The organism is Pseudomonas sp. A214 (genome assembly GCF_900156295.1).
Classification (GTDB): Bacteria; Pseudomonadota; Gammaproteobacteria; order Pseudomonadales; family Pseudomonadaceae; genus Aquipseudomonas; species Aquipseudomonas rhizophila.
Genome location: NZ_LT707062.1, coordinates 2912987 through 2931473 on the forward strand (window position 1 = coordinate 2912987; position 18487 = coordinate 2931473).

The window sequence follows — 18487 nt, forward strand, 5'->3', positions numbered from 1 at the left end:
GAGTTACCCCAATGACTTCTTGTAGCGGCCTTCGATCATGCGGTTCCACGACAGCATGATCAGCAGGTTGAGCAGCAGCAGCGCGACGGCAATGGCCGCGCCCATCGGCCAGTTCAGCTCCGACAGGTACTGGTCGTAGATCAGCGTGGCGACCATTTTCAGGCGGCGCCCACCGAGCAGGCCGGGAATGGCGAAGGAACTGGCGGCGAGGCCGAACACGATGAGGGTGCCGGACAAGACGCCGGGCATGATCTGCGGCAGCACGACCTTGCGCATCACCGTCAACTGGCTCGCGCCCAAGGACAGCGCGGCCTGTTCGGCGGCCGGATCGAGCTTTTGCAGCGAGGTCCAGACCGGGATGATCATGAATGGCAGCATCACATGCACCAGGGCGATGACCACGGCAAACGGCGTATAGAGCAGCTTCATCGGTGAGCCGCCGAAGGCTTGCAGCGTCTGGTTGACCAGCCCGTCGGCACCCAGCAGCAGGCTCCAGCCGAAGGCCCGCACCACCACCGAAATCAGCAGCGGCGTGAGAATCAGAATGAGGAAGATCGAGCGCCACGGCGCGCCCATGCGGCTGAGGATATAAGCCTCGGGCACGCCGATCAGCACGCACAAAATAGTGGTGAGTGCGCTGATCCAGAATGTGCGCAAGAAAATCTCGTAATAGTACGGGTCGCTCAGCAGGCTGGCGTAGTGGTCGAGGGTGTAGGCGTCCCCGTCGATGCCCGTGCCGTAGTCGAAGACATTGAACGACAGCACCAACGTCAGCCCCAAGGGAATGACCAGCAGACCCAGGTACCAGGCCAGGGCGGGCGCGGACATCAGATAGCCTTGCCTTCCCCGGCGCATTGCATCGATCAGCTTCATGCCGGCACCTCGTCCACGCTCAGCACCCGCAGCAGCGCCGGATCCCAGTCAAGACCTACCGCCGTGCCTTCGGTCATCGGCGCGCAGCCGTCGTTGCGGCGCACCACGCTGAGCTCGCCCAGGTTGGTCGAGACGCCGTACAGCCATTGGCTGCCGAGAAAGAAGCGGCTGACGATGACGCCTTGCAACCGACCCGAGCCGGCTTGGCACAGATCGATTTTCTCTGGACGCAGGCTCAAGACCAGTGGGCCGTGGCCCTGGCTGCAAGCTTGAACATTGCCCTGGTCGTCGCGCTCGCCGGGCAGCAGGTTGGCTTTGCCGACGAAGCCGGAAATGAATTCGGTGCGCGGGTGTTCGTAGAGGGTGTACGGCGCGTCGATCTGAGTGATTCGCCCGGCCTGCATCACCACGACTCGGTCACTGATGGACAGTGCTTCGGATTGGTCGTGGGTCACCATCAATGTGGTGATGCCGACTTCCCGCTGAATGCGGCGGATTTCGTACTGCATCTCCTCGCGCAGGTTGGCGTCGAGATTGGACAGCGGTTCGTCGAGCAGCAGCACTGGTGGTTCGATCACCAGCGCCCGGGCCAGTGCCACGCGCTGGCGCTGGCCGCCCGAGAGTTCCCGCGGGTAGCGCTCGGCGTGCTGGTCCAGACGCACCAGCTTCAGCACCCGATCCACCCGTTGTTGCAGCTCGGCGCCGGGCACTTTGCGCATGCGCAGGCCGAAAGCGACGTTGTCCTTGACGGTCATGTGGGGGAACAGCGCATAGCTTTGGAACACGACGCCCAGGCCCCGACTGGCGGGCTTGGCATGGGTGATATCGCGACCGTCCAGCAGGATGCGCCCACTGCTGACTTCGACGAAGCCGGCGATCATTTGCAAAGTGGTGGTTTTGCCGCAGCCGGAGGGGCCCAGCAGCGAGACGAATTCGCCTTTTTCCACCGAGAGATGGGTGTCCACCACGGCATCGATGGCGCCGTAACGTTTGCCAAGTCCTTCAAGTTGCACAAAAGCCATGATTGCGCTCCACCTGAGATTGTTATGCGTCGCCACAAGGCGCGCTTTTTTGTATGGGCAGATACGAAGGGATGCTGCGGGGTGCGTTGGCGCTCGACGTCAAGTCGGCTGCCGCTGTTGTTCGAATCGCCCCTGTATGGACGCAGAGTAGGACGAAGAATAGGATGGGCTCAATGGACTATTTCACTGAGACGATGACTATTTTCATTTTCATTCGGTGAGTAAATTTAACCAGCGAGAAACTTCATGCCTGATTCCACTGATCGGAATAGCGAAAAAAACGAAGTCGGGGTCGGCGCGGTCTCTCGACTGTTTGCCGTGTTGCGCAGCCTGGGTGACACCGTCGAGGGCGGGGAGCGGGTCACGCAACTGGCTCAGCGCATCGGTCTGTCTCAACCCACCACACATCGCATGCTGCGCAGCCTGATGGACGAGGGCATGGTCGAGCAGGATGCGCGCAGCAAGCGCTATCGCCTGAGCCTGGACTTTTTTGCCTTGGCCGCGCGTGCCGGGAACACCGGCAACCTGCGTGAGTTGACGCGCCCTGCCATGCTGCGGCTGTCGGCGTCCCTGGGGGATTCGTTGTTTCTGCTGGCGCGCAGTGGTTTCGATGCGATCTGTCTGGACCGCAGTGAAGGTCCTTTCCCGATCCGCACATTCACCGGCGACATAGGCGGTCGCGTGGCGTTGGGCGTGGGGCAGGGCAGCCTGGCGATCCTGGCATTCCTGCCGGAAGAAGAGCGCGACACGGTGATCCAGTACAACCTGCCACGGCTCAAGGATTTTCATTTGTACGATGAAGTCTTCCTGCGCACGGAAGTGGAGAGCGTGCGCGCGCTGGGCTACGCCGGACGCAACACCGGGGTGTTGCAAGGCATGGCCGGGGTGGCTGTGCCAATCCTGGACCGGGAGGGCCGCGCCGTGGCGGCGTTGAGCGTGGCGACCGTGAGTGATCGACTGGGGCCCGACCGGCTGCCGACGGTGGTGGAAATGCTCAAGCGCGAGGCCGCCCTGATCGGACCGCGAGTCAACCCGTTCGACCCGCTGCTGCGCAGACCTTCGCAGGTGTTTGGGCAGGGTTGAATTTCACGGGCATCCCCGACCTCTGTGGGAGCGGGCTGCAGCGCTCAGAAATTCAGGGTTTGCTTGAGCTTTTGCGCCGCTGGCGTATCACTGGGTATGACCATCGCATAGTTGTATCCCGGTCCGGACCAATACTCGGCTTGCAACTCGCCGTCACGACGGCTGCCGCGCGGTAGCAGGAAATTTTTCGGGCCTGGCGGACGCACGTAGAAGCTGATCTTCTGGCCGCTCGGGTCCTGATAAACCACCATCGCCGCCGCCCCTTGCTCGGTGCTCAGCAATCGTCCGCTGACCGGCCTGAAACCTGCCGCCGACAGATCTGGCAGGCGGTCGGCCCGGGTGAAGTAACGGTCGAGCCAGCCTTGCATGGTGCTCTCATCGCCGCCTTGGTAATCGGCCGGCAGGATGCCTTGCTGGGCAAACAATCGATACGCCTGCAAGGCGTCGCTCATGGGCAGCATAGCGCTGACGAGCGTCATCTCCCGGGCCTTCCAGCCGCTCAAACCGCCGACACTGACGGCCAACACCAACACTGCCGCGCTGGCCAGATGGCGATGGAACCGATGTTTCAGGCGTTGGCGGATCGCTGTCGGGTCGAGGTCCGGATTAGGCGCGTGTTGCAGGCCTGCGTTCAGGGCCGCGCGCAAGTGTTGTGCGTCCTGTTGCCAGGCCTGGACCCGGGCGGCGACTTCCGGGTGATTGGCCAGGTAGTTTTCCATCAGACGCTGGTCGGCTTCGCTCAGTTGACGATCGACGAAAGCGTGCAGGTCGTTGTCGCTGGGGGGCATGCTGATCATTTGAGTATCCGCAGGGCAGGGCGGGTGATTTCGCCGTCGCTGAGTTGGCGCAGGGCCTGGCGGGCGCGGGATAGGCGCGACATCACGGTGCCGGTCGGCACGTCGAGGATGTCGGCCACTTGTTGGTAGCTCAAGCCTTCCACCGACACCCACAGCAACAGCGCACGTTGTTCGGTCGTCAGTCGATCGAAAGCCTCGAGGGACGATTGGGCGATCACGCTGCGCTCGGCTGAAGGGTGAGCATCATCGCGACCGGTGAAAAATTCCAGCATGCGTGCATAGCGTCGGGAACGACGATGGCTATCGAGAAACTGTCGATAAAGAATCGAAAACAGCCAGGCCCGAAGGTCACCATCGGCCCGTTTGTCATTCCATTTTGACAATGCCCGCTCCAGGCACGCTTGCACCAGGTCGTCAGCATTGCTGGGGTTGCGCGTCAACGACACGGCAAAACGCCGTAGTCGGGGGATGAGCGTGCGCAACTGTTCGTCGAGTTCGTTCATGGCTGTGCTTCTTTGGCAGTCACTGCGCCGGGAGTGGAAAGACGACTCGCGAACGAGATTATTCCAGCCTGGGAAAAATAAATACGAAGTGTGGGAATAAAACCCTCTGGCTTTCGTCTGACGGGTCCTTTAGTACAAACGGCCTTGGGCCTTGGAGCTTCGTCATGGTTGACCCTTCCTTTGAACCGAGCCGGCCGCCGTTGAGTGCCGCCAGCCTGGCGCTGCGCCTGACCGGCATTGCTGTGATTGTTGCCGCGTTGGCCGGGACATTTGCCTACGTCAACGGAACCCTTGACCCACAACGCCTGACACCGAATGCGCTGGTCAACGTGCTGGAAAAGAACAACGGTGTGCACCCGGGCTTTCGTCGCAATCACTCCAAAGGGGTTTGCGTTGCGGGCTATTTCCAAAGCAGCGGTGAGGCTCGCCCCTATTCCAGTGCCCAAGTCTTCCTGGAGGCGCGCACGCCGGTCGTCGGGCGGTTTGCCTTGCCCAGCGGCAACCCCTACGCGCCGGACAACAGCGTGCCGATCCGCAGCCTGGCGCTGCGCTTCACCCAAGCCAACGGGCAGCAGTGGCGTACCGGCATGAACAGCATGCCGGTGTTTCCGGTGGGCACGCCCGAAGCGTTCTATCAGTTGCAACAGGCACAATCGCCGGATCCGGCCACGGGCAAACCCAACCCTGCGGCCGTACCCGCCTTCTTTGCCGCGCACCCGGAAGCCAAACCGTTCCTGCAATGGATCAAGACGGCCAGGCCATCGGCCAGCTATGCCACCGAAACCTACAACGGCATCAATGCGTTCTATCTGGTCAATCCTGCGGGACAACGCCAGGCGGTGCGGTGGGGCGTGGTGCCAGTGGCTTCGGATGGCACGGACGTGACGCCACCCCAGGGCGCTGACTTTCTGGAACAGGATCTGGTCAAGCGCCTGGCTGCGGGGCCGTTGCGCTGGCAGCTGAATATCACGTTGGCCAATCCGGGCGATCCGGTAAACGATGCCAGCAAAGCCTGGCCCGAAGATCGAACGGTGCTCAACGCCGGTACGCTGGTGCTGGAGCGCACCCAGTCACAGGACGACGGCGAATGCCGCGACATCAACTATGACCCGCTGATTCTGCCGAGCGGCATCGAAGGTTCAGATGACCCGCTTTTGGCGGCGCGCTCTGCCGCGTATGCCAGTTCGTACTTGCGGCGCACCAGCGAAGTCAGTCAATTGCCCGCCAACCAGGAGTCCCGCCCATGAGCGCCCCTCGACACTTCGCACCGCTGGCTCGACTGCTGCACTGGTTGATGGCATTGATGGTCATTGCCATGCTCTTTATCGGCGCGGGCATGGTGGCCTCGGTGTCCGAGCGCCATGAATGGCTGCTTCAGTTGCACAAACCCTTGGGCATCGCGATTTTGCTGCTGGTGATCGTACGCCTGGTGGTGCGTTTTACGACACGCCAACCACCATTGCCGGCCGATCTGCCAGGCTGGCAGGCGTTGGCGGCCAAGGCGTCCCATGCTCTGTTGTATGCCTTGATGTTGATTCTGCCCCTGTTGGGCTGGGGCATGATTTCAGCGGCGGGAGACCCGGTGATGCTCAGCAGCTCCCTGCAATTGCCTTCCATCGTACCGGCGGATGCCCAGACTTTCGCACTGTTGCGCAAGGCCCACGGCTACCTGGCTTATCTATTGTTCCTGACCGTGCTGGTGCATCTGGCGGCGGCACTGTTTCATGGTTGGGTGCGTCGGGATGAGGTGTTGGACAGTATGTTGCGAGGACGGGATTGAAGTCCCCGCCACCTGTCGACAAACGATAACTTGTGGCGAGGGAATGAATCCCTCGCCACCGAGTGCCCACCACGGGGAGGGCGTTGGATGATGGAGCGTTAGCGCAGCTCGTCGACCATGTCCGCTATGGTGCTCAATACATCCTTGCCCAATTGCATCGAACGCTTGCCGGACCAGCCGGTGCGAGGATCCGGGTGGTCGTCATGATCCTTGAACGGCATCTCCAGGGTCAGGGACAGGCAGTCGTATTTCTGGCCGACCGCGTTACAAGCCAGGGTCATGTTGGCCAGGCCCGGTGCGTCGCGGGTGTAGCCGTGAGCGGTCTGAAAGTCTTTGGTCTGGTGCTTGAGATCGCTGCGAAAGCGCTCTTCGAGTTCGGCAATGCGTGGCGTGTAGCCGGGGTTGCCTTCGCAACCGGCAGTGAAGACGTGAGGGATTTCCTCGTCACCGTGAACGTCCAGGAACAAATCTACGCCGTACTTTTCCATTTGCTGCTGTACGAAAAATACCTCAGGACTGATTTCCGGACTGGCGTTCTGCCACGCGCGGTTGAGATCCTGACCCATGGCATTGGTACGCAGATGGCCGTGGAAGGCACCGTCAGGATTCATGTTGGGCACCAGATACAGATCGGCCTTGGCAAGCAGTCGGTTCAAGCGCGTGTCGTCCTGATGCTGCAGGCGTTCGATCACGCCCTCCATGAACCACTCGGCCATGTGCTCGCCGGGATGCTGCTGGGCGATGATCCAGACTTTGCGTCGACCTTCGGCACCGCTGCCCTTGCGCAGTAGTTGAATGTCGCGGCCTTCCACGCTTTTGCCGACGGCCAGCAGTTCGGTCCCGGCCTTGTGCAGTGCCTGCTCGATCAACCAGTCGTGACGACCACGGCTGTAGGGTTCGAAATAGGCAAACCAGGCATGGGACTGTTCGGCTTCCAGGTGAAAGCGCAGGGCGTCGCCTTCGAACTGTGTGGGAATACGGAACCAGTTGACGTGATCATAAGAGGCAACGGCCTGGTAACCCGTCCATGCCTTGTTGTAGGACGATTGACTGGCATTGAGCAAACGAAAGGAATATTCCTGGCCGACATGCAAGCCACTGGCCTTGAAGTGGAACCACTGGAAGTGGGCGCTACGGGTGTCGGGTCTGATCTTCAGCAGTGATTGCAAAGGATTGCTGATGTCGACGATCTCGATGTTACCGCTGTCGAAATTGGCGCTGATATCAAAGGAAGATTTAGCCACGGTCACGATTCCTGTGATGGATTTTATGACCGTTACTTTACACGCAAGGAGGAGGATGTCGGGACGATTTGCGTGACAGAAAAGAGGGGGCGTCCTCCCTGGACGCTATTGGAGCTTAGTGAGTCCGCGATTGATTCTCAAGTGCTGCCTGTCGATAGTTTTCGTCGGTATGGCGTGGAGTGCTTGAAAAGGGATATTCATTTGCTATCATCGCCGCCATCGAATGAGCGACACCCAAAAGACTTCATTAGCCTGAAGCCATAAGCCGAAAAATCGGCAAAAAAAGACCCGGCAAAAAGCCGGGTCAAAAACCGTGATTAGCCTGATGAGGAGATATTCCAGAAGTCCGACCTAAGGTCTTCTGGCCTATCGACTGATCTCGCGACCAGCTGATGCAATAATAATCATTATCATTTGCAAGTCAAATGTTTTTATCCTGCCTATTGGAAAATATTTTCCTGGTCCCGCATTCGCGGTGCCATTCCCAAGTGTTACGCCTAGCGAGTAGGGTAGCCATCTAGTGACCGGTCAAGCATCACCTTGACCAGATCAATCATATGCACCACTGAAAAAGCCAGGTCGCGGCTCGACCCTTGTAGTCGACTGGCGGATTCCTGGGCGGTGGCGGCCGCACAGCGCAGCAGGTCGCAAGCATGGACCAAGGCCTCTTCTGCGCTGATGTTGCGGTTTACGTCGAAGAAGCGATGTTCTGCAGGCGCTTCTGACATACCCGGTTTCAAGTAGTAGTCCAGAGCGCGTTGGGCCGCCGGGCAGTCCTTCAGCGAGGTGAGTGTACTGTCGAAAGGGCGGGTGGGCTCATCGTTGTTGAGTCTGTCCATGGTGTCTAGATTCTCCGTGTAGGGGCTGAAATCCTGAATCCAGAATAGTACCTATCGTAATTGTGACGATAATTTAAATACTACATTTTGTGTTTTGATGGTCGGAGCCAGCCAAGTATCGTGCCGCTCATGGATAAATGGATAGAGTTGGTCAAGGCCAAGATGAAGGAGCTGCGCATCACGCAAGTGGTGCTCGCAGAACGTTTGGGGATGTCCCAGGGCGGCGTCGGCCATTGGCTGACCAAGCGCCGGCAACCCAGTGTCGACGACATGAACCGGGTCCTGCGGGAGCTGGGGCTGGAGTTTCTGGAAGTGGCGATGGTGATCCGCGAGCCGGACACCTCCACCGAGGAAGGCATGGCCCTGGCGCAGAAGTACAATCCGTACTTCCGCTACCCGGTAAGTGATTGGAGCGAGGTAGGCGGGATTCGCGAAGGCGATCTGGCGTCCTACAGCCAGGCGCGCTATGAGCTGACGGACTATCACGCTCAGGGGGACGCATTCTGGCTCGTGGTGGTGGGAGATGCGATGACGTCACCCAGCGGGTTGAGCATTCCCGAGGGTATGTCGATCCTGGTGGACCCGGCCATTGACGCGGTGCCAGGCAAACTGGTGGTTGCCCAATTGCCTGACAGCAGTGACGCCACCTTTCGCAAGTTGATTGAAGAGAGCGGGCAGCCTTACCTGGTCCCGCTCAATCCCACCTACCCGAAAACCCTGTACACCGAGCAATGCCGCATCATCGGTGTGGTCGTGCAGGCCACCATCAGGTTCTGACTGGATCGGCCCGTGGGAGCGGGCCGATACTTACTCTTCGAACTCCACCAACGCGCAGCCCTCGCTGACCATTTCACCTTCCTGGCAATACAGTGCCTTGATCACACCGGCTTGGGGCGCGCGAATGCTGTGCTCCATTTTCATCGCCTCCAATACCACCAGTTGCGCCCCGGCTTCCACCGTCTGACCGGCGCTCACCAGCACCCGAACGATACTGCCGTTCATGGGGGCGGTCAGGCCGCCTTGGTGGCTGTGGCTGGCTTCGGCGGCGGCCAGCGGGTCGTACACGTCGACTCGGTGCAGGTCACCTTCCCATTGCAGATACAGGCTGTCGCCCTGGCGAATGGCGCGATGCCTGCGCCGCAGGCCATTGTGCTCGGTCACCAGTTGCTCACCCCGGAATTCTGTACGACCAGCCGTGACGTCCAGGGTCAATGCTCGATCCTGGCCCTCACAGCTAAGGTGCACAGTGGTCTGTCTTGGCAGCCCCAGACGCAGTCCGGCGGTGTTGGCCCAAGGTGAGTTGGCGTCATCGGACCGTGCATGCGGCGTCAGACTCAAGGCGAAGCCATGGGCCGCCGCGAGCCAGAAGTCGTCATCCAATTCGCCGGGCTCTGGCAATAGTTGCGTCTGGTAACGTGGGATAAATCCAGTGTCCAGCTCCGCCGCCGCAAAGGCGGGGTGGGCCACGATGCGTCGTAGAAATCCGATGTTGGTTTTCAGCCCGCCGATGGCAAACTCATCGAGCATGCTCAAAAGCCGCAACCGCGCCTGTTCACGATCCTCGCCCCAGGCAATCAGCTTGCCGAGCATTGGGTCGTAGAACGGTGAAATCTCATCGCCTTCCTCCACGCCGCTGTCGACCCGACGACCCGGTGCCGCACTCGACTCGCGATACAACGCCAGGCGCCCGGTAGCCGGCAGGAAGTCGTTGGCCGGGTCTTCGGCGTACAGGCGCACTTCGATAGCGTGGCCCAACAGGGGCACTTGCTCCTGTGTCATGGGAAGCCGCTCGCCACGTGCCACGCGAATCTGCCATGCCACCAGATCGAGGCCGGTAATGGCTTCGGTGACCGGGTGTTCGACTTGCAGGCGCGTGTTCATCTCCATGAAGAAGAACTCACCGCGTGCATCCAGCAAAAACTCCACGGTACCGGCACCGACATAACCGATGGCTTGAGCCGAGCGCACGGCGGCTTCACCCATGGCACGCCGCAGTTGTGGGGTGAGGCCGGGGGCAGGGGCTTCTTCCACCACTTTCTGATGCCGACGCTGGATCGAGCAATCACGCTCATTGAGGTACAGACAGTTGCCGTGCTGATCGGCAAAGATCTGGATTTCCACGTGCCGTGGCTTGAGCAGGTATTTTTCCACCAGCATCCGCGAATCGCCAAACGACGATTGCGCTTCACGCTGGGCCGAAGCCAGGGCTTCGGCCAGTTGGCTGACGTCCTCGACCACTTTCATGCCTTTGCCGCCGCCACCGGCAGTGGCCTTGAGCAGTACCGGATAGCCAATGCGTTCGCAGGCGTCGCGGAAGGTCTCCAGGTCCTGGGCTTCGCCGTGATAACCGGGCACCAGAGGCACTCCGGCGGTTTCCATGAGGGCTTTGGCGGCGGACTTGCTACCCATGGCATCAATGGCCGAGGCGGGCGGGCCGAGGAAGATCAAGCCGGCGTTTTCGATGGCCCGGGCGAATCCGGCATTTTCCGAAAGAAAACCATACCCGGGATGGATGGCCTGGGCGCCGCTGGTCTTGGCCGCGTCGATCAGTTTGTCGATTTGCAAATAGCTGTCAGCGGCCTTGCTACCGCCCAGGTCAACGCGGATATCGGCTTCACGGCTGTGACGGGCATCGCGGTCGGTGGCGCTGTGGACGGCCACTGTGGTCAGCCCCATGGCCTTGGCGGTGCGCATCACGCGACACGCGATTTCACCACGGTTGGCCACCAGCAACGTGGTGAGGATGGGGGCGCTCATCAACGCGGCTCCTTGTTGTTCGATTCGGCCTGCCAGCTGGGCGAGCGCTTTTGCAGGAACGCTCGTAAACCTTCCTGGCCTTGCGCACTGACGCGGATGCGGGCGATGGCGTTTTCGGTGTAGCGCCGCAATGCAGGTGTGAGGGCGCCGTTGCCGACTTCACGCAACAGTTCCTTGCTGGCGCGCATGGCCGCCGGACTGTTGAGCAACAGGTTGTCGACCCATTGTTCGACCTGTTGGTCCAGTGTTTCGGCCGGGTAACTTTCCGACAGCAGACCGATTTCTTTTGCCCGTTGTCCGTCGAAGCGTTCCGCGGTCAGGGCGTAACGCCGCGCGGCCCGCTCTCCGATGGCTTGCACCACGAACGGGCTGATCACCGCCGGCGCCAGGCCAATGCGTACTTCCGACAGACAGAACTGCGCTTGATCAGCGCCAATGGCCATGTCGCAGGCGCTGATCAACCCCAGCGCGCCGCCAAACGCTGCGCCCTGGACCACCGCCACGGTAGGAATTTTCAACTTGGCGAGGTTGTACATCAGCTCCGCCAGTTCCCGGGCGTCGTCCAGGTTGGTGTGGTAATCGAGTTCGGCCGACTGCTGCATCCAGGCCAGGTCGGCACCGGCGCTGAAGTGTTTACCGCGACCACGGATCAGCAGAAAACGCAGGTTCGGATCACTGCTGACATGGTCCAGGGCAAGGATCAGCTCGCGGATCATTTCGGCGTTGAACGCGTTGTTTTTCTGCTCACGGCTGAGCCACAAGGTCGCAAAGCCGCGGGGGTCGCTGAGCAGTTCGAGGGTATTGAAGTTATCCATGTGCATTCCCCGTTTACATCCGGAACACGCCGAAGCGGCTCGGTTCGATGGGCGCGTTCAACGACGCGGACAAGGCCAGGCCCAGTACATCGCGGGTCTGGGCGGGGTCGATGACCCCGTCGTCCCACAGCCTCGCGCTGGAATAGTAGGGGTGGCCCTGCTCTTCGTACTGATCGAGAATCGGTTGTTTGATCTCAGCTTCCTGGGCGGCGCTGAACGGATGGCCGCTACGTTCGGCCTGTTCGCGCTTGACCTGCACCAGTACGCCGGCGGCCTGTTCGGCACCCATCACGCCAATCCGCGCATTCGGCCACATCCACAGGAACCGTGGGTCGTAGGCGCGGCCGCACATGCCATAGTTGCCGGCACCAAAGCTACCGCCGATGATGACCGTGAATTTCGGCACCTTGGCGCAGGCCACCGCCGTCACCAGCTTCGCGCCGTGCTTGGCGATGCCGCCGGCTTCGTATTTCTGCCCGACCATGAACCCCGTGATGTTTTGCAGGAACAGCAGCGGGATACCGCGTTGACAGGCCAGCTCGATAAAGTGCGCGCCTTTTTGCGCGGCTTCGGCGAAGAGGATGCCATTGTTGGCGAGAATCGCGATCGGGTAGCCGTGCAAGTGAGCAAAACCGCAGACCAGCGTCGTCCCGAACAGCGCCTTGAACTCATCGAACACCGAACCGTCCACCAGCCGCGCAATCACTTCACGCACGTCAAACGGCTGCTTGGCGTCCGCCGAAACCACGCCGTACAGCTCGTCGCTCGAATACAGCGGGGCGATGGGGGCACGTTGCTGCACTTCGCCGAGCTTGTGCCAGTTGAGGTTGGCAATGCTGCGGCGGGCAATGGCCAGGGCGTGTTCATCGCTGTCGGCGTAGTGATCGGCGACGCCGGAGATCTTGCAGTGCACATCGGCACCGCCCAGGTCTTCAGCACTGACCACCTCTCCGGTGGCCGCTTTCACCAGCGGTGGGCCGGCCAGGAAGATCGTGGCTTGCTGGCGAACCATGATCGCTTCGTCGGCCATCGCCGGCACATAGGCGCCACCGGCGGTGCAGGAGCCCATGACCACGGCAATTTGTGGAATGCCCATGGCGCTCATGTTCGCCTGATTGAAGAAGATCCGCCCGAAGTGCTCACGGTCGGGAAACACTTCGTCCTGGCGCGGCAGGTTGGCGCCGCCGGAGTCCACCAGGTATATGCACGGCAAACGGTTCTGTTGAGCGATGGTCTGGGCGCGCAGGTGCTTTTTCACGGTCAGCGGGTAATACGAACCACCTTTTACGGTGGCATCGTTGGCGACAATCATGCACTCGACGCCTTCCACCCGGCCGATCCCGGCAATCACGCCAGCGGCCGGCACGTCTTCGCCATACACCTCGTAAGCTGCCAATTGGCTGATCTCGAGAAACGGCGAACCCGGATCGAGCAAGCGATTGATGCGCTCACGGGGCAGCAGTTTGCCCCGCGAGGTGTGGCGCTCCTGCGCCTTGGGGCCGCCACCTTGTTGAACCTGAGCGAGCAGGGTGTGCAAAGCGTCGACCTGTTTGAGCATCGCCTCGCGGTTGGCAATAAATTCCGCTGAGCGCGGATTGAGCTGGGTATGCAGCGTGGCCATGGACAGCTCCGTTTAGCGGGTTTCGTTGAACAGTTCACGACCGATCAACATCCGACGAATCTCACTGGTACCAGCACCGATTTCGTACAGCTTGGCGTCACGCAGCAGGCGACCGGCGGGGAATTCATTGATGTAGCCGTTACCCCCCAGAATCTGGATCGCGTCGAGGGCCATCTGCGTGGCGCGTTCGGCGCTGTAGAGGATGACCCCGGCGGCGTCCTTGCGGGTGGTTTCGCCGCGCTCGCAGGCTTGGGCCACGGCATAGAGATAGGCTCGGCTGGCGTTGAGCTGGGTGTACATGTCCGCGACTTTGCCCTGGATCAACTGGAATTCGCCGATGCTCTGGCCGAACTGCTTGCGGTCGTGGATGTACGGCACGATCAGGTCCATGCAGGCCTGCATGATCCCGGTAGGGCCGCCCGACAGCACGACGCGCTCGTAATCGAGGCCGCTCATCAACACTTTCACGCCGCCGTTGAGCACCCCGAGGATGTTTTCTTCCGGGACTTCGACGTCATCGAAAAACAACTCGCAGGTGTTGGAGCCGCGCATGCCGAGCTTGTCGAATTTGTTGCTGCGACTGAAGCCTTTCCAGTCGCGCTCGACGATGAAAGCAGTAATACCGTGGGGGCCTTTTTCCAGGTCAGTCTTGGCGTAGATCACGTAGGTGTTGGCGTCGGGACCGTTGGTGATCCAGGTCTTGCTACCGTTGAGCACGTAGTGGTCGCCGCGCTTGTCGGCCCGCAACTTCATCGACACCACGTCAGAGCCGGCGTTGGGTTCGCTCATGGCCAGTGCGCCGATGTGTTCGCCGCTGATCAGCTTGGGCAGGTACTTGGTTTTCTGTTCGTGATTGCCGTTGCGGTTGATCTGGTTGACGCAGAGGTTGGAGTGGGCGCCGTAGGAGAGGGCGACCGAGGCCGAGCCGCGGCTGATTTCTTCCATTGTCACCACGTGGGCCAGATAACCCAGGCCAGCGCCGCCATATTCTTCCGGGACGGTGATGCCCAGCAGGCCCATGTCGCCGAATTTGCGCCACATGTCGGCAGGGAACAGGTTGTCGATGTCTATCTGGGCGGCCCGTGGCGCTAGCTCAGCTTTGACGAAGGCCTGCACCTGATCACGGAGCATGTCGATGGTTTCGCCGAGGGCAAAGTTCAGGGATGGGTAGCTCATGGGACACCTTTTGGATTTTTTGTCGGGTGTGGAGAGGGGATTGGCTCTCACCTTTACGTTAACGTAAGCCTGTGACGAATGGCTGTCAATCACCCTTTACGTTAACGTCAACTTACGCCAAAGTAAGTGCGCTTGAGTCAGCAGGTTCACCGATACACCCACTAATAAAGACAAGAGGGGTCATCATGGATCAACCCGGTTCGCAATCGCAGCTCAGCTACACCCGCGGCTCCCAGGACAAGACTCTGCTGGCGCACACCATCGGCGAGGCCTTTGATCAGACTGTGGCCCGGTATCCCGATGGCGAGGCGTTGGTGGTTCGCCATCAATCGCTGCGTTATACCTGGCGCCAACTGGCCGAAGCCGTCGACTTGCATGCCCGAGCCCTGTTGGCGCTGGGCTTGAAAGCCGGCGACCGTCTTGGCGTGTGGGCCCCCAACTGTGCTCAGTGGTGCATCAGCCAGTTCGCCAGTGCGAAGATCGGTGTCATTCTGGTCAACATCAACCCGGCGTATCGCAGTTCCGAACTCGAATACGTGCTCAAGCAGTCAGGTTGCCAATGGCTGGTCTGCGCCGCAGCGTTCAAAACTTCGGATTATCACGCCATGGTGCAAGCGCTCGCGCCTGAACTGGCGGAGCAATCGATAGGCCAGTTGCACAGCGAGCGTCTGCCGCTGCTACGAGGCGTGATCAGTCTGGACGCCCAACCACCGTCAGGCTTTTTACCCTGGTCACAACTGGCAGCCCTTGGCGCTGCGGTTTTGCCTGAGCAACTGGTCGAGCGCCAGGCCAGCCTGCATCATGATGACCCGGTGAATATCCAGTACACCTCCGGCACCACCGGGTTCCCCAAGGGCGCGACCCTCAGCCATCACAACATCCTCAACAATGGTTACATGGTCGGCGAAAGCCTGGGTCTGACGGCGAGCGACCGGCTGGTGATCCCGGTACCGCTCTACCATTGTTTCGGCATGGTCATGGGCAATCTGGGCTGCATGACCCACGGCAGCACCATGATCTACCCCAACGACGCCTTCGATCCGTTGCTGACCCTGCGTACCGTGGCCGAAGAAAAAGCCACGGCGCTGTATGGCGTGCCCACCATGTTCATCGCCATGCTGGACCAGCCGCAACGAGGCGATTTTGATTTGTCCAGCCTGCGCACCGGGATCATGGCCGGGGCCACTTGCCCTATTGAGGTGATGCGCCGGGTCATCAACGAGATGCACATGGCCGAAGTGCAGATTGCCTACGGCATGACGGAAACCAGTCCTGTGTCGTTGCAGACCGGTCCTTCAGACGAACTGGAATTGCGCGTGACCACCGTTGGCCGTACCCAGCCGCAGTTGGAGAGCAAGATCGTCGACGAGGCCGGCAATATCGTTGCCCGTGGCACCATCGGCGAGTTGTGTACCCGTGGCTACAGCGTGATGCTCGGCTACTGGGACAACCCTAGCGGCACTGCTGACGCCATCGATCAGGACGGCTGGATGCACACTGGCGACCTGGCGACCATGAACGAACAGGGTTATGTCTGCATCGTCGGACGCAACAAGGACATGATCATCCGAGGCGGCGAGAACATTTACCCGCGTGAGCTGGAAGAATTTTTCTTCACCCACCCCGCAGTGGCTGATGTGCAAGTGATCGGCATTCCGTGCTCGCGCTACGGTGAAGAAATCGTCGCCTGGATCAAGTTCCATCCCGGCCACAGCGCCACCGAGCAAGCCTTGCAGGCTTGGTGCAAAGAGCGCATTGCCCACTTCAAGACGCCACGTCATTTCAAGTTCGTCGAGGAGTTCCCGATGACCGTGACCGGCAAGATCCAGAAGTTCCGCATGCGCGAAATCAGCATTGAAGAACTGCGCGAAAAGGAAAGCTGAGAAAAATCCCCTGTGGGAGCGGGCTTGCTCACGAATGCGGTGTGTCAACCAAGGTGATATGGCTGACACATCGCCCCGGAAAACCCAAATCCCAGATAGCACAAAGGGGAGCCGAAGCTCCCCTTTAATTTTGTCGTTACGTGCTCTTTTTTTATTATTGAGGGGCGGCCTGTTGTTGTTTTTAGTAGCCGTGACCCTTTACCGCTGTTTTGGTGATCCCCATCCGGGATCAAGAGCAAACGTATTTTTTTGAGCGCTGACCTGCTTTTTCGCTTCGCGATCCAACCGATTCGGGGGCTACCTGAAGGTAGTTTTATTGTTCTCTGCCCGGTTGCGGGTTGCTCCTGAAAGCACCCTGAAAAGCCCATCTTCTCCAAAAAAATCTGTTAGCTGCGCCTCTGTCGTGTTGTTTTTGTTATGTCAGAGTCGTTTCGTCTTGTTTTTATTGGGTGTATCGCATTTTTTATTTTTGTTATGCCAAAGGTATAGCAGAGTGCGTGCCAACTTTTATGAATGCTTTATAAATCAATGACTTGGGTTTTTTGTCGGAAATATCCGCCCGTCCAGACCTGACAAATTGTTTCCGTGTTACTCGTTTCGTAGCTATTACACCGGGAGCGGTAACACCTCACTGTGCGGCGCGCGCCTTGGCTACCCGCGAACCGGTAGGGCGACCCAGTACGTCACAGATCTGCCGGCCGGCACCTATAAGTGCGTCCAGGTCGACGCCGGTTTCAATGCCCAGGCCATTGAGCAGGTACAACACGTCTTCGGTGGCAACGTTACCGCTGGCGCCCTTGGCATACGGGCAACCGCCCAGGCCTGCGACAGAACTGTCGAACACGGCGATGCCTTCCAGCAGACTGGCGTAGACGTTGGCCATGGCTTGGCCGTAGGTATCGTGGAAGTGCCCGGCGAGCTTGTCCCTGGGCACTTCAGCCGAAACCACCTCGAACATCTTGCGTGTGGCGCCAGCGGTGCCGGTGCCGATGGTGTCCCCCAAGGACACCTCGTAGCAGCCCATTGCGTACAGTTCGCGGGCGACCCACGCCACTTGTTCGGGCTTGACTGCGCCTTCGTACGGGCAGCCCAGCACGCAGGAGACGTAACCGCGCACGCTGACACCGTTCTGCCGGGCGGCTTCCATGATCGGCGCAAAGCGCTCAAGGCTTTCCTTGATGGAACAGTTGATGTTGCGCTGGGAGAATGCTTCGGACGCGGCGGCGAACACGGCGACCTCTTTCACGCCGGCTGCCAGCGCGTCTTCAAAACCCCGCAGGTTCGGCGCCAGGGCGCCATAGGTGACGCCGGGTTTGCGCTGTATCTGCGCGAACACCTCGGCGGAGCCGGCCATTTGCGGCACCCACTTGGGCGAGACAAAACTGCCGACTTCGATATAACCCAGGCCGGCGGCGCTCAGGGCATCCACCAGGTGCACCTTGTCGGCGACACTGATGGGTTGTGCTTCATTCTGCAGGCCGTCGCGAGGGCCAACTTCAATCAGGCGTACAAAGGAGGGAAGGGACATGGGGATTGACCTGTAGTGGGCTGCCAGTATCAAGAGGATGACGATGATTACTGCACGGTTTCCTGACCTTTGATCGTCTGCTCCAGGGCCTGGATGCAGCGTTCTTCGGCGGTGTCGAGTTCCAGCTTCATCTGTTCGATGTCCAGCAGTTGCTGTTCGAGCTGTTCCCGACGTTCGGTGATCTTCGCCAGCATGCTGTGCAGTTGTTTCTGATTGCCGCTGGTGGGGTCGTAGAGTTCGATCAGTTCACGGCACTCGGCCAGGGAAAAACCGATGCGCTTGCCCCGCAGGATCAGCTTCAGGCTGACCTTGTCCCGAGGCGAATAAATGCGTTCCTGGCCACGTCGTTCCGGGCTCAGCAGGCCTTGCTCTTCATAGAAGCGGATGGCCCGGGTGGTGATATCCAGTTCGCGGGCGAGGTCGGAGATGCTGTAGGTCTGGCTGCTCATGGAAGCGCTCGAAACGAAAGGGGCTGGCGCTAAGCTAATGGCAGGTTGACGTTCACGTCAAGCAATCAGATCCCAATGCAGACACACCCCTTGTGGGAGCGAGCCTGCTCGCGATAG

The 18487-nt window shown here is 60.1% G+C and carries 17 protein-coding genes; 5 read left to right on the forward strand and 12 right to left on the reverse strand.

The features are described from left to right. Positions 1 to 3 precede the first annotated feature (3 nt). The gene (locus tag BW979_RS13200; RefSeq protein WP_047228481.1) at positions 4 to 873 is read right to left on the reverse strand and encodes an ABC transporter permease; all 870 of its coding nucleotides are present in this window, start codon (positions 871 to 873) and stop codon (positions 4 to 6) included. Beyond that, positions 870 to 1895, reverse strand: coding sequence for an ABC transporter ATP-binding protein (locus BW979_RS13205; protein ID WP_076383977.1), 1026 nt, complete (start codon positions 1893 to 1895; stop codon positions 870 to 872). Before BW979_RS13205 ends, BW979_RS13200 begins: the two co-directional genes overlap by 4 nt. A 246-nt stretch (positions 1896 to 2141) precedes the next feature. Between BW979_RS13205 and BW979_RS13210 the strand changes: the two genes are divergently transcribed. Next, positions 2142 to 2978, forward strand: coding sequence for an IclR family transcriptional regulator (locus BW979_RS13210; RefSeq protein WP_076383978.1), 837 nt, complete (start codon positions 2142 to 2144; stop codon positions 2976 to 2978). 44 nt (positions 2979 to 3022) lie between these two features. Here the strand turns inward: BW979_RS13210 and BW979_RS13215 are convergent, their stop codons facing one another. Next, positions 3023 to 3775, reverse strand: a complete 753-nt coding sequence (locus tag BW979_RS13215) for an anti-sigma factor family protein (protein ID WP_076383979.1) — start codon at positions 3773 to 3775, stop codon at positions 3023 to 3025. After that, a complete protein-coding gene (locus BW979_RS13220; RefSeq protein ID WP_047228477.1) occupies positions 3772 to 4278 on the reverse strand; it encodes a sigma-70 family RNA polymerase sigma factor in 507 nt (168 codons plus the stop codon). Before BW979_RS13220 ends, BW979_RS13215 begins: the two co-directional genes overlap by 4 nt. A 164-nt stretch (positions 4279 to 4442) precedes the next feature. Between BW979_RS13220 and BW979_RS13225 the strand changes: the two genes are divergently transcribed. Continuing rightward, positions 4443 to 5525, forward strand: coding sequence for a catalase family peroxidase (locus BW979_RS13225; protein WP_047228476.1), 1083 nt, complete (start codon positions 4443 to 4445; stop codon positions 5523 to 5525). Next, on the forward strand, positions 5522 to 6058 hold the full coding sequence (locus BW979_RS13230; RefSeq protein ID WP_047228475.1) for a cytochrome b: 537 nt from the start codon (positions 5522 to 5524) through the stop codon (positions 6056 to 6058). Before BW979_RS13225 ends, BW979_RS13230 begins: the two co-directional genes overlap by 4 nt. 98 nt (positions 6059 to 6156) lie before the next feature. On the opposite strand, the gene BW979_RS13235 is transcribed toward BW979_RS13230, so the two are convergent. Then, complete coding sequence (locus BW979_RS13235) at positions 6157 to 7308, reverse strand: M14 family metallopeptidase (RefSeq protein ID WP_047228474.1); 1152 nt, start codon at positions 7306 to 7308, stop codon at positions 6157 to 6159. 491 nt (positions 7309 to 7799) lie between these two features. After that, positions 7800 to 8141, reverse strand: a complete 342-nt coding sequence (locus BW979_RS13240) for a DUF6124 family protein (protein ID WP_047228473.1) — start codon at positions 8139 to 8141, stop codon at positions 7800 to 7802. A 129-nt stretch (positions 8142 to 8270) separates the two neighbouring features. Between BW979_RS13240 and BW979_RS13245 the strand changes: the two genes are divergently transcribed. Then, positions 8271 to 8918 carry a LexA family protein gene (locus BW979_RS13245; protein ID WP_047228472.1) on the forward strand — a complete coding sequence of 216 codons (648 nt, stop codon included), beginning with the start codon at positions 8271 to 8273 and terminating at the stop codon, positions 8916 to 8918. A gap of 30 nt (positions 8919 to 8948) precedes the next feature. On the opposite strand, the gene BW979_RS13250 is transcribed toward BW979_RS13245, so the two are convergent. From BW979_RS13250 to BW979_RS13265, 4 genes are read right to left on the reverse strand one after another with little or no spacing between them, the layout of a single operon-like run. Continuing rightward, positions 8949 to 10898 carry an acetyl/propionyl/methylcrotonyl-CoA carboxylase subunit alpha gene (locus BW979_RS13250; protein ID WP_076383980.1) on the reverse strand — a complete coding sequence of 650 codons (1950 nt, stop codon included), beginning with the start codon at positions 10896 to 10898 and terminating at the stop codon, positions 8949 to 8951. Next, positions 10898 to 11713: a gamma-carboxygeranoyl-CoA hydratase gene (locus tag BW979_RS13255; protein ID WP_047228470.1), complete on the reverse strand. Its 816-nt coding sequence runs from the start codon at positions 11711 to 11713 to the stop codon at positions 10898 to 10900. Before BW979_RS13255 ends, BW979_RS13250 begins: the two co-directional genes overlap by 1 nt. 13 nt (positions 11714 to 11726) lie before the next feature. Then, the gene (locus BW979_RS13260) at positions 11727 to 13334 is read right to left on the reverse strand and encodes a carboxyl transferase domain-containing protein (protein ID WP_076383981.1); all 1608 of its coding nucleotides are present in this window, start codon (positions 13332 to 13334) and stop codon (positions 11727 to 11729) included. Between the two features lie 12 nt (positions 13335 to 13346). Continuing rightward, the gene (locus tag BW979_RS13265; protein WP_047228468.1) at positions 13347 to 14510 is read right to left on the reverse strand and encodes an isovaleryl-CoA dehydrogenase; all 1164 of its coding nucleotides are present in this window, start codon (positions 14508 to 14510) and stop codon (positions 13347 to 13349) included. 185 nt (positions 14511 to 14695) lie between these two features. Here BW979_RS13265 and BW979_RS13270 point away from each other — a divergent pair, with 185 nt between their 5' ends. Then, complete coding sequence (locus BW979_RS13270) at positions 14696 to 16393, forward strand: AMP-binding protein (protein ID WP_076383982.1); 1698 nt, start codon at positions 14696 to 14698, stop codon at positions 16391 to 16393. A gap of 628 nt (positions 16394 to 17021) precedes the next feature. Here BW979_RS13270 and BW979_RS13275 read toward each other — a convergent pair. Then, the gene (locus BW979_RS13275) at positions 17022 to 17921 is read right to left on the reverse strand and encodes a hydroxymethylglutaryl-CoA lyase (protein WP_047228466.1); all 900 of its coding nucleotides are present in this window, start codon (positions 17919 to 17921) and stop codon (positions 17022 to 17024) included. A 47-nt stretch (positions 17922 to 17968) separates the two neighbouring features. Then, entirely contained in the window at positions 17969 to 18370 is a 402-nt protein-coding gene (locus BW979_RS13280) for a MerR family transcriptional regulator (protein WP_047228465.1), read from the reverse strand. Positions 18371 to 18487 lie beyond the last annotated feature (117 nt).

Bases quoted from the DNA above. Each gene is read 5' to 3' on its own strand.
- BW979_RS13200 (WP_047228481.1), bottom strand. From the start codon at position 873: ATGAAGCTGATCGATGCAATGCGCCGGGGAAGGCAAGGCTATCTGATG.
- BW979_RS13205 (WP_076383977.1), bottom strand. From the start codon at position 1,895: ATGGCTTTTGTGCAACTTGAAGGACTTGGCAAACGTTACGGCGCCATC.
- BW979_RS13210 (WP_076383978.1), top strand. From the start codon at position 2,142: ATGCCTGATTCCACTGATCGGAATAGCGAAAAAAACGAAGTCGGGGTC.
- BW979_RS13215 (WP_076383979.1), bottom strand. From the start codon at position 3,775: ATGATCAGCATGCCCCCCAGCGACAACGACCTGCACGCTTTCGTCGAT.
- BW979_RS13220 (WP_047228477.1), bottom strand. From the start codon at position 4,278: ATGAACGAACTCGACGAACAGTTGCGCACGCTCATCCCCCGACTACGG.
- BW979_RS13225 (WP_047228476.1), top strand. From the start codon at position 4,443: ATGGTTGACCCTTCCTTTGAACCGAGCCGGCCGCCGTTGAGTGCCGCC.
- BW979_RS13230 (WP_047228475.1), top strand. From the start codon at position 5,522: ATGAGCGCCCCTCGACACTTCGCACCGCTGGCTCGACTGCTGCACTGG.
- BW979_RS13240 (WP_047228473.1), bottom strand. From the start codon at position 8,141: ATGGACAGACTCAACAACGATGAGCCCACCCGCCCTTTCGACAGTACA.
- BW979_RS13245 (WP_047228472.1), top strand. From the start codon at position 8,271: ATGGATAAATGGATAGAGTTGGTCAAGGCCAAGATGAAGGAGCTGCGC.
- BW979_RS13250 (WP_076383980.1), bottom strand. From the start codon at position 10,898: ATGAGCGCCCCCATCCTCACCACGTTGCTGGTGGCCAACCGTGGTGAA.
- BW979_RS13255 (WP_047228470.1), bottom strand. From the start codon at position 11,713: ATGGATAACTTCAATACCCTCGAACTGCTCAGCGACCCCCGCGGCTTT.
- BW979_RS13260 (WP_076383981.1), bottom strand. From the start codon at position 13,334: ATGGCCACGCTGCATACCCAGCTCAATCCGCGCTCAGCGGAATTTATT.
- BW979_RS13265 (WP_047228468.1), bottom strand. From the start codon at position 14,510: ATGAGCTACCCATCCCTGAACTTTGCCCTCGGCGAAACCATCGACATG.
- BW979_RS13270 (WP_076383982.1), top strand. From the start codon at position 14,696: ATGGATCAACCCGGTTCGCAATCGCAGCTCAGCTACACCCGCGGCTCC.
- BW979_RS13275 (WP_047228466.1), bottom strand. From the start codon at position 17,921: ATGTCCCTTCCCTCCTTTGTACGCCTGATTGAAGTTGGCCCTCGCGAC.
- BW979_RS13280 (WP_047228465.1), bottom strand. From the start codon at position 18,370: ATGAGCAGCCAGACCTACAGCATCTCCGACCTCGCCCGCGAACTGGAT.